Genomic DNA, 14,485 nt, shown 5'->3' on the forward strand with positions numbered 1-14,485 from the left:
CAGATACAAAAAAGCCGGCGTGCACACTAAGTGCACGCCGGCTTTTTTACGCCTGAATCAACCGGCGCGGCGCAGCAACCAAACGCCGGCCAGCGCGCAGATACCGGCTGGAATCAACACCGCCAGCAGCGGCGAGAAGCCGAACACCAAGCTCGATGGGCCGAGCAAGTCCTGACTGATCTTGAAGACGAAACCCACCAGCACCCCGGTAAACACCCGCTGCCCCAAAGTCACAGAGCGCAGCGGGCCGAAGATAAAGGAAATCGCCATCAACACCAGCGCAGCGGTTACCAGCGGCTGCAGCACTTTGGTCCAGAACGACAACCAGTACTGACTGTTATTCAGCCCCTGCTCGGCCAGGTAGTGGATATAGTTCCACAACCCAGTCATCGACAGGGCATCAGGTGCCAGGACCACGGTGCCAAGCAGCTGCGGCGTCAACTCGACATCCCAGCGCTCATTGTCCTGCTTGATGACCTCACTGCTGCGCTCACGGAAGTGCGTGGTTGCAACATCTTCCAGCTGCCAGTGATCACCCTGATACTGCGCACGTCGAGCGAAGCTGGAGGACTGCATACGCTTGTGGTCGTCGAAGCGGTAGCGAGTCACCCCGAGCAGCACGCCATTGGGCTGCACGGCGTTGATGTGCACATATTCCTGCCCCTGGCGATGCCACAGGCCACGCTTGGCGCTCTGCGCTTCGCCGCCGCCTTGGGCCATGGCGCGACTGGCCTGAGCCTGATTTTCGCTGTAAGGCGCCAGGTACTCGCCAATCAGCACGCCGACCAGCATCAGCACCAGCATCGGTTTCATCACCGCCCAGACAATCCGCCCGATCGATACACCCGCCGCACGCATGATGGTCAGCTCGCTGTTACTGGCCAGCGAGCCCAACCCGATCAAACAGCCAATCAAGGCGGCCATCGGCAACATTTCATAAATTCGCCGCGGTGCCGTCAGCAGCACATACCCCAGGGCATCCAGCAGGCCGTAGTTGCCTTCGACATCCCCAAGCTCATCGATAAAGGCAAACAGCAGTGCCAGACCGACGATGATGCCTAACACAGCAAGAATGGCGACAAACACCTGTGCGCCGATGTAGCGATCCAACTTAACCACGGGCCACCTCCAACGCCACACGACGAGCCGCCCAGCGCAAGCGCAACGGCTCCCAATACAGCAACAGCAGCCCGATCAATGCGAACAGCCCATGCACCCACCACAAGCCCAGGCCTGCGGGGATCTTTTCTTTATCCAAAGCACCGCGCGCGCCAATCAGCAGCGCCAGGTAAGCCATGTACAGCAGAATGGCCGGCAACAGCTTGAGAAAGCGCCCCTGCCGTGGGTTAACCCGCGACAGGGGCACGGCCAGCAGAGTGACGACAAAGACCAGTACTGGAATCGACAAACGCCACTGCAGCTCAGACTGCATACGCGGCTTGTCACTGCCAATTAGCTCGCGCGTAGGCATGGCCTCGCGATCGGTGATCTCCACTGCCACTTCCGGCTTGGGCAATAGCACGCCGTAGGTTTCGTACTGGATGGCGCGGTAGTCCGCCTGGCCTGGGTTACCGTCATAGCGGTAGCCATTTTCCAGAATCAGGTAGCGACTGCCGTCCGCTTGAATCTCCTGGCGGCCGGATTCAGCCACCAGCACGGAGATACCACGCTCCTTATCACCACTGCTGGACAGCTGCTTCTCGGAGATAAACACCCCAGCCAGCGAGCCGCGGTCCTCGGACAACTCCTCGGTGTAGGTCACCCGCGAGCCATTCTTCATCGACTGAAAACGCCCAGGCTCCAGGGTATCCAGCTCCGTCATGGCGCTCTGCTGGTTCAAAATCCGCGCCACATGCTCAATGCCTTGCGGTGCCAGCCCCAGGCTCAGCCAGCCGGCCAGCAGCGCCACCAGGGTTGCGGGTGCCAGGCTGTAGGCAAACAAGCGTTGCTGGCTCATGCCGGTGGCCGACAATACGGTCATCTCGCTGTCGAGGTACATGCGGCCATACGCCAGCAGGAAGCCGAGAAACAACGCCAGCGGCAGAATCAGCTGCAAAAAACCAGGAATGCGGTACGCCATGATCAGCAGCAGCACACCGGGATCGAGCAGCCCTTGCGCTGCCTGAGCCAGGTAACGGATAAAACGGCCACTCATAATGATGACCAACAGCACCGCGCTCACGGCACTCAGGGTCAACAACACTTCACGAGACAGATAACGGAAGACGATCAAACCAGACACTCCAGGGTTGTCAGGCTCAGGCGGCTAAGATCAAACTAGCCGCACTGCTTGCCGGCTCGCCCAACTGGCGAACCATCGAAAAATAGCCGGCATTATCCTGCAATACCGACGCCTTGTCTTGGGGACACCACGTAATGGAATTTATTGTTAAAAGCGCACGCCCAGAAACACTAAAAACCGCCACCCTGGTTATCCCTGTTGGTGAGGGCAAAAAACTCGGTGAAACCGCCAAGGCCATCGACACCGCCAGCGCTGGCGCGATCAGCGCACTGCTCAAGCGCGGCGACCTGGCTGGCAAGGTCGGCCAGACTCTGCTGGTGCACAACCTGCCAAATCTCAAAGCCGAACGCGTGCTGCTGGTCGGCACCGGTAAAGACAGCGAACTGTCTGACCGCCAACTGCGCAAATTGATCACAGCCGTTTACAACAACCTGAAAAGCCTCGGCGGCAGCGACGCGGTACTCGCGCTCGACGAGCTGCAGGTCAAGGGCCGCGAAACCTACGGCAAAACCCGCCTGATGGTGGAAAGCCTGGCCGACGCCGGCTACTGCTTCGACCGCTTCAAGAGCCAGAAGGCCGAAGCCGGCGCGCTGAAGAAGCTCACCCTGCTCACGGACAAAGCCAACCTGGCCGACGCTGAGCGCGCTAGCACGCACGCCCAGGCGATTGCCACCGGCATGGCCTTTACCAAAGACCTTGGCAATCTGCCGCCGAATCTCTGCCACCCAAGCTATCTCGCCGAAGAAGCCAAGAACCTGGGCAAGGCCTACAAGAACCTCAAGGTCGAAATCCTTGATGAGAAAAAGCTCAATGAGCTCGGCGCCGGCGCCTTCCTCGCCGTGGCCCAGGGCAGCGACCAACCGCCACGGATGATCGTGCTCAACTATCAGGGCGGCAAAAAGAACGAGAAGCCCTACGCCCTAGTTGGCAAAGGCATCACCTTCGACACCGGCGGCATCAGCATCAAGCCGGCTGCCGGCATGGATGAGATGAAGTACGACATGTGCGGCGCCGCCAGCGTGTTCGGCACCCTCAAGGCCGTTCTGGAGCTGCAACTGCCGATCAACCTGGTGTGCCTGCTGGCCTGCGCCGAGAACATGCCGAGCGGCGGCGCCACGCGTCCCGGTGATATCGTCACCACCATGAGCGGGCAGACCGTGGAAATCCTCAACACCGATGCCGAAGGCCGTCTGGTGCTGTGCGACACCCTGACCTATGCCGAGCGCTTCAAGCCGCAGGCTGTGATCGACATCGCCACCCTCACCGGCGCCTGCATCGTGGCCCTGGGCAGCAATGTCTCCGGCCTGATGGGCAACAACGACGAACTGGTGCAGCAGATCCTCGGCGCCGGCCTGACCGCCGACGACCGTGCCTGGCAGCTGCCGCTGTATGACGAATACCAGGAGCAGCTGGACAGCCCGTTCGCCGACATCGCCAATATCGGCGGGCCAAAAGCCGGCACCATTACCGCTGGCTGCTTCCTTTCTCGCTTTGCCAAGGCCTACAACTGGGCGCACCTGGATATCGCCGGCACCGCCTGGATCAGTGGTGGCAAGGACAAAGGCGCGACCGGTCGTCCGGTGCCGATGCTGACGCAGTACCTGCTGGATCGCAGCAACGCCTGAGAACCTGTATCGGATCTGCTGCGCGTCGGCGATACGGCGTTAAAAATGGCCTCGGAATGCTCATTTACAGCTCGTAAACTCCGCTTCCTCGGCCATTGTTGCCTTGTCTCGCTCTAGCTCGCGAGATCCGAAACAGGTTCTACGTTCCAGGCGCATTAGTAGGAGCGGTGTTAACCGCGATTGACTGGTAAGCTGCGCGCCTGTCAGCAAGCCGCTCCTGCAACTAACGCCAAACCGTGCCGTCATGCCCCGAATAGAATTCTATGTACTGTCTACTGCCGTGCCGGCCGAGCGCCTGCGCGCAGCCTGCCAGCTGGCGATGAAAGCCTGGCGCGCCGGCCTGCCGGTGTTTCTGCGCGGCAGCGATGCGCGGCAATGCAGCGAGGTGGATGAACTGTTATGGCGTTTCAAAGCGGAAAGCTTTGTGCCTCACAGCCTCTACCAGGATGACGCGTACGCACCGGTGGTGATTGGCCAGGACGAAGAACCCAGCAGTACTCAGGGCGTGCTGATCAACCTCGGCAGCACCCTTTCACCCCAGGTCGAGCGCTTTAGCCGGGTGATTGAAATCGTCAACCAGGAACCCGACCTGCTGACCGCCTGCCGGGAGAATTTCCGCAGCTACCGGCAGCGCGGGTATGATCCCAAACGAGTCGAACTCTAGTTGCACAGTATGGACACCCCAAAACCGCCGCAAAAACCCGCCCAACTGCTGAACGACCTGGAGTCGATCCGCCAACTGCTGGGCGATGAAAACCTCGAACCACCGCTGCTGGTCGATTCCCTCGACCCGGACAGCATCCCCCTGCTCTCGGAAATCGTTACTCCGCCGCCCGTGGCCGCCGCCCCAGCACCCGCGCCCAAGCCAACGGTTGCGCAAACCCTGCGTGAAACCGTGAGCCAGAGCGTCAGCCGCGACAGCGAACTGAACCGCCTGGACAGTGAACTGCGCGCCGCCGCCCAGTTGATCCTGCAGGATGTGATCGACGATTTCGTGCCGCAGATCGAGGCCGAGCTGAAACGCCGCCTGGATGCGCGCCTGACGCGACTGCTGCCGCCGCGTCGTCCGTAAGCACACGCACGCCCACCAGTCAGCCACACCACGCGCGCTCTTACGTCATATAGGCCATCCCCGCTATACTTGCCGGCTTTTCCGTCTAGCCGTCATAAGGGTCCCGCCGCGCATGGACAAGACCTACCAGCCGCACGCCATTGAAACCGCCCTGTACCAGAACTGGGAGGCGAACAACTATTTCGCCCCACAAGGTTCGGGCGAGCCCTACACCATCATGATCCCGCCGCCGAACGTCACCGGCAGCCTGCACATGGGCCATGGTTTCAACAACTCGATCATGGATGCGCTGATTCGTTTCCGCCGCATGCAGGGCCGCAACACCCTGTGGCAGCCGGGCACCGACCACGCCGGTATCGCCACCCAGATGGTGGTAGAGCGTCAGCTGGCCGCCGACGGCATTGGCCGTCACGATCTGGGCCGCGAGAAATTCCTGGAGAAAGTCTGGGAATGGAAAGAGCAATCCGGCGGCACCATCACCCGGCAGATCCGTCGCCTGGGCAGTTCGGTAGACTGGTCGCGCGAACGCTTCACCATGGACGACGGCCTGTCCGAAGCCGTTAAAGAAGCCTTCGTGCGCCTGCACAAAGACGGCCTGATCTACCGCGGCAAGCGCCTGGTCAACTGGGACACCAAGTTCCACACCGCCATCTCCGACCTCGAAGTGGAAAGCCACGACGAGAAAGGCAGCCTGTGGAACCTGCGCTACCCGCTGGCCGACGGCAACAAAACCGCCGACGGCAAGGATTACCTGATCGTTGCCACCACTCGCCCGGAAACCATGCTTGGCGACAGCGCCGTCGCGGTAAACCCTAGTGACGAGCGCTATCAAGCGCTGATCGGCACCTTCGTCGAGCTGCCGCTGGTTGGCCGGCGTATCCCGATCATCGCCGACGATTACTGCGACCCTGAATTCGGCACCGGCTGCGTGAAGATCACCCCGGCCCACGATTTCAACGACTATGAAGTCGGCAAGCGTCACAACCTGCCACTTCTGAATATCTTCGACAAGAACGCCGCCGTGCTCGCACAGGTCCAGGCGTTCAATGTCGATGGCAGCGTCAACAGCCAGATCGACTGCAGCCTGCCGGCCGAATACGCCGGCCTGGATCGTTTCGAGGCGCGCAAGCAGATTGTTGCCGCCTTCGAGGCCGCCGGCCTCTTGGAAAGCATCGATGCCCACGCCCTGAAAGTGCCGAAAGGCGACCGCTCCGGCACCATCATCGAGCCGTGGCTGACCGACCAGTGGTATGTCAGCACCAAGCCGCTGGCCGAAAAGGCCATCGCCGTGGTCGAGAGCGGTGAGATCCAGTTCGTGCCCAAGCAGTACGAAAACATGTACTTCAGCTGGATGCGCGATATCCAGGACTGGTGCATCAGCCGTCAGCTCTGGTGGGGCCACCGCATCCCGGCCTGGTACGACGATGCCGGCAACGTCTATGTTGGCCGTGACGAGGCGGAAGTACGCGCCACCCATAACCTGGGCGACGCCAACCTGCGTCAGGACGAAGACGTTCTGGACACCTGGTTCAGCTCTGGTCTGTGGACCTTCTCCACCCTCGGCTGGCCGCAGCAGACCGAAGAATTGGAGACCTTCCACCCCACCGACGTGCTGGTCACCGGCTTCGACATCATCTTCTTCTGGGTCGCCCGGATGATCATGCTGTCGACCCACCTGACCGGGCAGATTCCGTTCAAGACCGTCTATGTGCATGGCCTGGTGCGCGACGGCCAAGGCCAGAAGATGTCCAAGTCCAAGGGCAACGTGCTCGACCCGCTGGATATCGTCGATGGCATTACCCTGGATGAGCTGCTGGAGAAACGCACCAGCGGCATGATGCAGCCCAAGTTGGCCGAGAAAATCGCCAAGCAGACCCGCGCCGAGTTCCCCGAGGGCATCGCCGCCTACGGCACCGACGCCCTGCGCTTTACCAACCTGGCGCTGGCGTCCACCGGTCGCGATATCAAGTTCGACATGGGCCGCGTCGAGGGTTACCGCAACTTCTGCAACAAGATCTGGAACGCCGCCAACTTCGTGCTGGAAAACACCGACGGCCAGGACACCGGCGTCAACGGTGAGCCGGTCGAGCTGTCCTCGGTGGACCGCTGGATCATCTCGTCGCTGCAGCGCACCGAAGCCGAAGTCACCCGCCAGCTCGACGCCTTCCGCTTCGACCTGGCCGCGCAAGCGCTCTACGAGTTTATCTGGGACGAGTACTGCGCCTGGTACCTGGAGCTGGTCAAGCCGGTGCTGTGGGACGAAGCCGCACCGATCGAACGTCAGCGCGGCACCCGCCGCACGCTGATCCGTGTGCTGGAAGTGGCGCTGCGTCTGGCCCATCCGTTTATGCCGTTTATCACCGAAGAAATCTGGCAGCGCATCAAGGCGCAGGCTGGCGTCACTGGCGACACCATCATGCTGCAGGCCTGGCCGGTGGCCAATGAGAGCCGCATAGACGCCGCCGCCGAAGGCGACATTGAGTGGGTCAAGCAGCTGATGCTCGGCCTGCGGCAGATCCGTGGCGAGATGAAAATTTCCATGGCCAAGCGCATCGATATCATCCTGCAGAACGCCAGCGCGGAAGACCTGCGTCGTCTGGCCGACAACGCGCCGTTGCTGAACAAGCTGGCCAAGCTGGAGTCGGTACGCGTGCTGGAAGCGAGCGAAGAAGCGCCGATGTCCGCCACCGCTCTGGTCGGCGATATGCAGGTGCTGGTGCCGATGGCCGGGCTGATCGACAAGGACGCCGAACTGGCGCGCCTGGATAAAGAGATCGCCCGTCTCTCCGGTGAAGTGCAGCGCGTCGGCGGCAAGCTGAGCAACGAAGGCTTCGTCGCCAAGGCGCCGGCCGAAGTGCTCGATAAAGAGCGCGCCAAGCTGGCCGAAGCTGAGCAAGCCCTGAGCAAGATGGTTGAGCAGCGCGGCAAGATCGCCGCACTCTGATCCTCTGGCAACACCCGCAGCCCGCGCCCTTACCGGCGCGGGTTTCGTTTTTTCTGGGTTGGGCTTTCCAGCCACAGTTTCATTGATCGACCGGTACACCCATGACTGATACACGCTCCCCGTCCCTGCTGGATGCCCTGCTGCCGATTGGCGTGCTGGTGCTGCTGCTGGGCCTCTCCGTTTACCTGTACGGCGACAGCTCCTCCAGCGGGCCGAACCAGATCGCGCTGATGAGCGCCGCCTTTGTCGCCGGCTTGGTCGGTCTGAAGAATGGCCTGCGGTGGGCACAGATTGAGGAAGGCATCCTCGCCGGCATCCATATGGCGATGAAGGCCAACCTGATTCTGCTGGCGGTCGGCGCGCTGATCGGCACCTGGATTCTTGCCGGCACCGTGCCGACCATGATCTGGCTGGGCCTCAAGCTGATCTCGGCGGAATACTTCTACGTCACCAGCTGCCTGATCTGCGCCCTTACCGCACTGTCCATCGGCAGCTCCTGGACCGTGGCCGGCACCCTCGGCATCGGCCTGATGGGCGTGGCGGCGGGCCTGGGCCTGGACCCGGCGATTACCGCCGGGGCGATCATTTCCGGCGCCTACTTCGGCGACAAACTCTCGCCGCTGTCAGACACCACCAACCTGGCGCCTGCCGCAGCTGGGGCTGATCTGTTTGCGCATATCCGCCTGATGCTACGCACCACGGTGCCGGTGCTGGGCATTGCCCTGGTGCTGTTCTTTATCCTCGGCCAGCAGGCGAACGGCAGCCATGACACCGCACGCATCGCCGAAGTGCTGCAGGCGCTGGAAAGCCAGTTCAGCCTGGGCTGGCACCTGCTGCTGCCGGTAGTCCTGCTGCTGTTTCTCGCAGTGCGCCAGTGGGCGGCCTTTCCAGCGGTGTTTGTTGCCGCGCTGCTCGGCGGCGTGTTCGCAGTGGTGTTTCAGCCCGAAGTAATGGCGCGCCTGGCTGACCCTGCGGCCGGCAGCCTGGCGCCGCTGAAAACCGTGTGGACGGCACTGTTCGCCGGTTATGAATCCAGCAGCGGCAACCCGGCGCTGGACGGCCTGCTGTCCAAGGGCGGCATGGCCAGCATGCTCACCACGGTGTGGCTGATCATCTGCGCCATGTGCTTTGGCGGCGTGCTGGAAAAACTCGGCCTGCTGCAACGCCTGCTGCAAAGCACCCTGCACCTGGCGAAAAGCACCAGCAGCCTGATCGCCAGCACCATTGCCACCACCATCGGCACCAATATCATCACCGCCGACCAGTACATCGCCCTGGTGCTGCCGGGCCGTATGTACCGCGCTGAGTATGAAAAACGCGGGCTGGCCCCGGTCAACCTGTCACGCGCCCTGGAAGACGGCGGCACCCTGACCTCGGTACTGGTGCCGTGGAACACCTGCGGCGCGTATATGGCCGCGACCCTCGGCGTGGCAACCCTGAGTTACCTGCCGTACTGCTTCTTCAATCTACTGATGCCGCTGTTGGCCATCTGCCTGGCGTTTATCTTCGCGCCGCAGCCCGTGATGCCGGCCAGCGCTGAACGCGACGACCTGTCGCAGGCCTGAGCCAAAACCCGCCCGCGACTGCGTATCCCGCGCAGTCCGGGCTCGTGAGCGCTAACCGGTCAGTCAGAAAACGCCTATGCAAGTCGCAGGCAGGCTAACTGACGATAAATACCCTCCCAATTTCTGAGCATTTCAGGCATCTTCGTCCACGCATCAAAAGCTCGCGGCACCTCTAAATCAATAAAAAAGCCCTGCAAATGGAATTCTGACCATGTATGCGTTGATGGCACTGATCTTTGTCCTCGGTTACCTGTGCATCGCCCTCGAACACCCGCTGAAAATCGATAAAGCCGCGTCGGCCATCCTGACTGCGGTGATTTGCTGGACCCTGCTGGTCCTCGGTGCGGACAGCATTCTGCCGCTGATCGGTGCTGCCACCGCCGGGGCCAGTGGCAATGACCATCACGTCACCGAAGAGCTGCGCCATCACCTGGGCGAAATCTCCGAGATCCTGTTCTTCCTGATGGGCGCCATGACCATCGTCGAGCTGATCGACGCCCATGAAGGCTTCAAGGTCATCACCGACCGCATTCGCACCAACAAGCGCGTCACCCTGCTCTGGGTTGTGGCGCTGATCACCTTCTTCCTCTCGGCCGTGCTGGATAACCTGACCACCACCATCGTCATGGTTTCGCTGCTGCGCAAACTGGTAGCGGATCAAAAAGAGCGCTGGTTCTACGTCGGTATCGTGGTGATCGCCGCCAACGCCGGTGGCGCCTGGTCGCCGATTGGTGACGTGACCACCACCATGCTGTGGATCGGCAATCAAGTCACCACCAGCGGCATCATCGCCAACCTGTTTATCCCCAGCGTGGTCTGCCTGCTGGTGCCGCTGCTGGTACTCAGCATGACCATGAAGGGCGAAATCCAGCGCCCCCTGATCAGCGAATCGGACGAGGAACGCCGCGACCCGACTACGCCCTTCGAGCGCAACCTGGTGTTTGCCCTGGGCATTGGCGCTCTGGTGTTCGTGCCGGTATTCAAGACCGTGACCCACCTGCCGCCGTATATGGGCATCCTTTTCGGTCTGGGCGTGCTCTGGGTGGTCACCGAAGTGATTCACCGCGGCAAGAACGACGAAGACAAGCACCCGCTCTCGGTGGTTGGCGTACTGCGACGTATCGACACCACCAGCGTGCTGTTCTTCCTCGGCATTCTGCTGGCGGTCTCCAGCCTGGCCACCGCCGGCCACCTTACACAGGTCGCCGTTGCACTGCGTGAAAGCCTGGGCAATGTGTATGCGATCAATATCGCCATCGGCCTGCTGTCGTCGGTGGTCGATAACGTACCGCTGGTAGCCGGCGCCATGAAGATGTACCCACTGGTCACACCGGAGGCTCTTGCGCTGGCCGGTGCCGACACCGCCTGGCTGAGCAATTTCCAGGTCAACGGCACTTTCTGGGAAATGCTCGCCTATTGCGCCGGCACCGGCGGCAGCTGCCTGATCATCGGTTCTGCGGCCGGCGTTGCGGCCATGGGCATGGAGAAGATCAACTTTATCTGGTATCTGAAAAGGATCAGCCTGCTGGCCTTCCTCGGTTACATTTCAGGGGCCGCGACCTATATCGCGATTGCCACCTTGAGCTGACCGTCAATCAGGCCGTGCGCCCCGGCGCACGGCATAACACCAGGTACATGCCCATGGATGTAAGCAAAACCCGCAGCAGCTTCTACCGCCGCCTGTACGTGGCCTGGCTGATCGACAGCGGCACGGCAACCAACGTACCCGCCTTGATGGACGCCACCGGCATGCCCCGGCGTACCGCCCAGGACACCCTGAGCGCCCTGGCCGAGCTGGATATCGAGTGCACCTTTGCCCAGCAAAACGGTGAGCGCAATAACGCCGGGCACTACGAGATTCGTGACTGGGGCGCGATCAATCCGCAGTGGATTGCCGCCAACCTGGCGCAGATAAAAGCCGTACTCGGCTACCCCTGAAGCCACGAGGCCGCCATGCGCAGTTCCTCCCGCCTGCTGCTGGTCATCCTGTTTCTGCTGGCTCTGTTCGTGCTGTTCGAAACCCTGGGCATCCGCGCGCAGTTCAACCTCGACGCCTTGCAAGCGCTGCTCCTGATGCACCCGGTCGTCGGTCTGCTGCTGTTTACCCTGCTATTTGCCCTGGGCAATCTGATCCAGATTCCCGGCTGGGTATTTCTCGCCGCTGCAGTGCTGGCCCTGGGACGGGTGTATGGCGGTGTCGTCACCTATATCGCGGCCTGCGTGTCCTGCACCGTCACCTACATCACCATTCGCTATCTGGGCGGAAACGCCCTGCGTGAGTTGAACAACCCGCTGGCGCAACGCCTGCTAAGCGGCCTTGATCGCAATCCGCTGGTCAGCATCATCAGTCTACGCATGCTGTTTCAGACCGTGCCGGCGTTGAACTACACGCTGGCCTTGTCTGGCGTGCCCTTTCGCATCTACCTGCTCGGCACCCTGCTCGGCCTGCCGCTGCCCGTTGCCCTGTACTGCGTGTTCTTCGACTACCTGGCCATGTTGCTCAATATTGCCCACTAGGGCCGGCACACAGCGCTTACCTACAGTCGGCAAGCAACCTGCGCCCAGCTGTGGGAAAATCCCGCGCCCCAAGCCTTAGATTCGTCTGCCATGTCCTTGCCGCCGAAACGCCCCAGCCGAAAACCTGCCGCACCGCGCACCGCGCCCAGTAAACCTCAGGCCAATAAGGCCGATGCGAGCAAAGGCCAGTTGCACCCACGCAATCGCCATCAGGGCCGTTATGACTTTCCCGCGCTGATCAAGGCCAGCCCCGAGCTGGCAGCCTTCGTGATCATCAATCCTTATGGCAAGGAAAGCATCGACTTCGCTAACCCGGCGGCGGTCAAGGTGTTCAATCGGGCGCTGCTCAAGCAGTTCTATGGCATCCAGCATTGGGATATTCCGGCGGATTATCTGTGCCCGCCGATCCCAGGCCGCGCCGATTACCTGCATTACCTGGCAGACCTGCTGGCCGCCAGTAACGGCGGCGATATCCCGCGCGGCGCCAAAGTGCGTGCGCTGGATATTGGCGTGGGGGCCAACTGCATCTACCCACTGCTGGGTCACCGCGAATATGCCTGGCAGTTTCTCGGCTCGGACATCGCTGCCAACGCCATCGCCTCGGCCAAAACCATCGTGCAGGGCAATCCTGGCCTGAGCCAGGCGATTGAGCTGCGCCAGCAGCGCGACAGCACGCATATCTTCCAGGGTTTGCTGCATGCCGATGAGCGCTTCGACCTGACTCTGTGTAACCCGCCCTTCCACGCCAGCGCGGAAGAAGCCAGCAGCGGCAGCAAGCGCAAATGGCGCAACCTCGGCAAACTCGACCCCAAGCGCAAACTGCCGGTGCTGAACTTCGGCGGTCAGGCGGCAGAGCTGTGGTGCAAGGGCGGCGAAGCGGCGTTTGTCAGCCAGTTGATCAAGGAAAGTGTCGAGATTGGCCAGCAGGTGCTGTGGTTTAGCAGCTTGATTTCCAAGGCAGGCAACCTGCCGGGCGTGTACAGCGCGTTGAAGAAAGCCGGCGCGCTGCAGGTACAGACCGTGGAGATGGCGCAGGGCCAGAAGCAGAGCCGCTTTGTCGCCTGGACCTTCCAAACGCCGGAACAGCAACAGCGCTGGCGGCAGAACCGCTGGCAATAACCGCGGAGACTTACCAGGGCAGCCAGCCGCCCAACGCCAGCCATACCCCAGCCAGGCCCATACTCAGCAGGGTCACCGGCACGCCGCTGCGGGCAAAGTCGATAAAACTCAGTGGCACGCCCTGACGCCGCGCGCTTTCGGCGACGATCAGGTTGACCACGCTGCCGATCAGCAGCAGGTTGCCGGCCAGGGTCGACATGATCGCCAGGCCCACCAGCAAGGCCTCACTGGCCTCCGGCAACACGCCCAGCAGCAACATCACATAGGGCACATTGCCGATCAGGTTACCGGCCAGCAGCGACAGGCTCGCCAGGGTGATCACCCCGTGCGGCAGCAGGCCCAAGTCGGCCAGATTACCGGCCAGACCGGCGACCTGCGGCAGGCTCATCGCCGCGCCCGTCACCACGAACAACCCGGCAAACAGCAGTAATAGGTTCCAGTCGACCTTCTGCACATAATCGCGGCTGTCCACCCGACGCGAGATCATCACCAGCACCGCGATCAACAGTGCGGAAATCTCCCGCGGCATGCTGGTGGAAAACAGCCCGAGCAGCACCAGGCTGGCCAGCAGCGGCTTCAGGTAGCTGCGTACGCCGTAGATATGCTGCACCGGAGTCTCTGCCTGTACCGCCGGCTTGGCCGTACCCCAGCGTTTGCGCCACTGCAGCCAGATCACCGCGTAAGTAATGGCCAATGCCGCCAGTGCGGGCGGGGCGGCAATCCAGGTATAGGACCAGAAATCCAGACCGCCGGCCTGGCCGATCAAAATGTTCTGCGGATTACCAATCAGGCTCGCGGAGGAGCCGGCATTGCACGACAGCGCCAATGCCAGGAGAAATGGCCGTGGATCGAGGCCACGGGCCAGTAGGCTATGGCACAGCAACGGGGTCAGGGCAAAGGCGACGATGTCATTAACCAACAGCGCCGACAGCACACCGCCCAAACCCACCACACCCAGCAGCAACAGCGCTGGTTGCTCGGCATAGTGGCTGAGCTGCTGGTTAAGCCAGGCGTATACCCCGGAGAAATCGAACTGCGCACTGATCAGCATCAGCGCCAACAGCAGCAACAGTGCACCGGCATCCAGATGGCTGGCCGCCTCGGCAGGGGATTGTGCGCCGCTGACCAGCAGCAACACCGCCGCGCAGCCAGCAATCCAGCTGCGATCAACGCGCAGGCCACGGATGCCCCCTGCGGCCATGCCCAGGTAGGTCACTACAAACAGAATTGAAACGACCCAAACGGTCATGCGTCAGCTATCCCCCTCATACCCGCGCGATTGCGCTGCAGCACTCTAAAGGGCCTGAAGCTGACGGGGAACTGGCCGTAAAGAAAAAAGCGTCTGCCGCGATTTCCAACCTCGCGCAGCGACGACGCGAAAGGTAGTAGCCAGGGATGGCG

At 61.8% G+C, this 14,485-nt stretch carries 12 protein-coding genes; 9 read left to right on the forward strand and 3 right to left on the reverse strand.

From position 1 onward, the window contains the following. Nucleotides 1–57: 57 nt before the first annotated feature. Together lptG and lptF are read right to left on the reverse strand one after the other, a co-directional pair. Complete coding sequence (gene lptG / locus HBN63_RS02700) at nucleotides 58–1,119, reverse strand: LPS export ABC transporter permease LptG (protein WP_170048290.1); 1,062 nt, start codon at nucleotides 1,117–1,119, stop codon at nucleotides 58–60. Beyond that, nucleotides 1,112–2,233, reverse strand: a complete 1,122-nt coding sequence (gene lptF / locus HBN63_RS02705; RefSeq protein WP_167142121.1) for an LPS export ABC transporter permease LptF — start codon at nucleotides 2,231–2,233, stop codon at nucleotides 1,112–1,114. The genes lptG and lptF overlap by 8 nt, the downstream gene beginning before the upstream one ends. A 143-nt stretch (nucleotides 2,234–2,376) precedes the next feature. On the opposite strand from lptF, the gene HBN63_RS02710 reads away from it, so the two are divergent. The 9 genes from HBN63_RS02710 (at nucleotide 2,377) to rlmF (ending at nucleotide 13,084) form a co-directional block, all read left to right on the forward strand. Beyond that, a complete protein-coding gene (locus HBN63_RS02710; RefSeq protein WP_170048291.1) occupies nucleotides 2,377–3,867 on the forward strand; it encodes a leucyl aminopeptidase in 1,491 nt (496 codons plus the stop codon). 244 nt (nucleotides 3,868–4,111) lie between these two features. After that, nucleotides 4,112–4,531, forward strand: a complete 420-nt coding sequence (locus HBN63_RS02715) for a DNA polymerase III subunit chi (protein ID WP_170048292.1) — start codon at nucleotides 4,112–4,114, stop codon at nucleotides 4,529–4,531. Nucleotides 4,532–4,540: 9 nt separating this feature from the next. After that, the gene (locus tag HBN63_RS02720; protein WP_170048293.1) at nucleotides 4,541–4,939 is read left to right on the forward strand and encodes a DNA polymerase III subunit chi; all 399 of its coding nucleotides are present in this window, start codon (nucleotides 4,541–4,543) and stop codon (nucleotides 4,937–4,939) included. 112 nt (nucleotides 4,940–5,051) lie between these two features. Next, nucleotides 5,052–7,883 carry a valine--tRNA ligase gene (locus HBN63_RS02725; protein ID WP_170048294.1) on the forward strand — a complete coding sequence of 944 codons (2,832 nt, stop codon included), beginning with the start codon at nucleotides 5,052–5,054 and terminating at the stop codon, nucleotides 7,881–7,883. A 101-nt stretch (nucleotides 7,884–7,984) separates the two neighbouring features. Then, nucleotides 7,985–9,448 carry a Na+/H+ antiporter NhaC gene (gene nhaC, locus HBN63_RS02730; protein ID WP_170048295.1) on the forward strand — a complete coding sequence of 488 codons (1,464 nt, stop codon included), beginning with the start codon at nucleotides 7,985–7,987 and terminating at the stop codon, nucleotides 9,446–9,448. A gap of 211 nt (nucleotides 9,449–9,659) precedes the next feature. Then, nucleotides 9,660–11,036 (forward strand): sodium:proton antiporter NhaD, encoded by a 1,377-nt coding sequence (gene nhaD / locus HBN63_RS02735; RefSeq protein ID WP_170048296.1) that lies wholly within the window; start codon nucleotides 9,660–9,662, stop codon nucleotides 11,034–11,036. A 53-nt stretch (nucleotides 11,037–11,089) separates the two neighbouring features. Further along, nucleotides 11,090–11,386 (forward strand): winged helix-turn-helix domain-containing protein, encoded by a 297-nt coding sequence (locus tag HBN63_RS02740; protein WP_170048297.1) that lies wholly within the window; start codon nucleotides 11,090–11,092, stop codon nucleotides 11,384–11,386. Nucleotides 11,387–11,401: 15 nt separating this feature from the next. Then, nucleotides 11,402–11,965, forward strand: coding sequence for a VTT domain-containing protein (locus tag HBN63_RS02745; RefSeq protein WP_170048298.1), 564 nt, complete (start codon nucleotides 11,402–11,404; stop codon nucleotides 11,963–11,965). 90 nt (nucleotides 11,966–12,055) lie between these two features. Next, nucleotides 12,056–13,084: a 23S rRNA (adenine(1618)-N(6))-methyltransferase RlmF gene (rlmF, locus tag HBN63_RS02750; protein ID WP_170048299.1), complete on the forward strand. Its 1,029-nt coding sequence runs from the start codon at nucleotides 12,056–12,058 to the stop codon at nucleotides 13,082–13,084. Between the two features lie 10 nt (nucleotides 13,085–13,094). Here rlmF and HBN63_RS02755 read toward each other — a convergent pair whose 3' ends face one another. Further along, on the reverse strand, nucleotides 13,095–14,333 hold the full coding sequence (locus tag HBN63_RS02755; protein ID WP_170048300.1) for an SLC13 family permease: 1,239 nt from the start codon (nucleotides 14,331–14,333) through the stop codon (nucleotides 13,095–13,097). Nucleotides 14,334–14,485 lie beyond the last annotated feature (152 nt).

Origin of the sequence: Pseudomonas sp. WS 5011, from assembly GCF_012985775.1 — a bacterium.
In the GTDB taxonomy this organism is placed as follows: domain Bacteria; phylum Pseudomonadota; class Gammaproteobacteria; order Pseudomonadales; family Pseudomonadaceae; genus Aquipseudomonas; species Aquipseudomonas peli.

Excerpts from the sequence above, each read along its gene's own strand:
- HBN63_RS02710 (WP_170048291.1), top strand. The coding sequence starts at position 2,377 with ATGGAATTTATTGTTAAAAGCGCACGCCCAGAAACACTAAAAACCGCC.
- HBN63_RS02715 (WP_170048292.1), top strand. The coding sequence starts at position 4,112 with ATGCCCCGAATAGAATTCTATGTACTGTCTACTGCCGTGCCGGCCGAG.
- HBN63_RS02720 (WP_170048293.1), top strand. The coding sequence starts at position 4,541 with ATGGACACCCCAAAACCGCCGCAAAAACCCGCCCAACTGCTGAACGAC.
- HBN63_RS02725 (WP_170048294.1), top strand. The coding sequence starts at position 5,052 with ATGGACAAGACCTACCAGCCGCACGCCATTGAAACCGCCCTGTACCAG.
- nhaC (WP_170048295.1), top strand. The coding sequence starts at position 7,985 with ATGACTGATACACGCTCCCCGTCCCTGCTGGATGCCCTGCTGCCGATT.
- nhaD (WP_170048296.1), top strand. The coding sequence starts at position 9,660 with ATGTATGCGTTGATGGCACTGATCTTTGTCCTCGGTTACCTGTGCATC.
- HBN63_RS02740 (WP_170048297.1), top strand. The coding sequence starts at position 11,090 with ATGGATGTAAGCAAAACCCGCAGCAGCTTCTACCGCCGCCTGTACGTG.
- HBN63_RS02745 (WP_170048298.1), top strand. The coding sequence starts at position 11,402 with ATGCGCAGTTCCTCCCGCCTGCTGCTGGTCATCCTGTTTCTGCTGGCT.
- rlmF (WP_170048299.1), top strand. The coding sequence starts at position 12,056 with ATGTCCTTGCCGCCGAAACGCCCCAGCCGAAAACCTGCCGCACCGCGC.
- HBN63_RS02755 (WP_170048300.1), bottom strand. The coding sequence starts at position 14,333 with ATGACCGTTTGGGTCGTTTCAATTCTGTTTGTAGTGACCTACCTGGGC.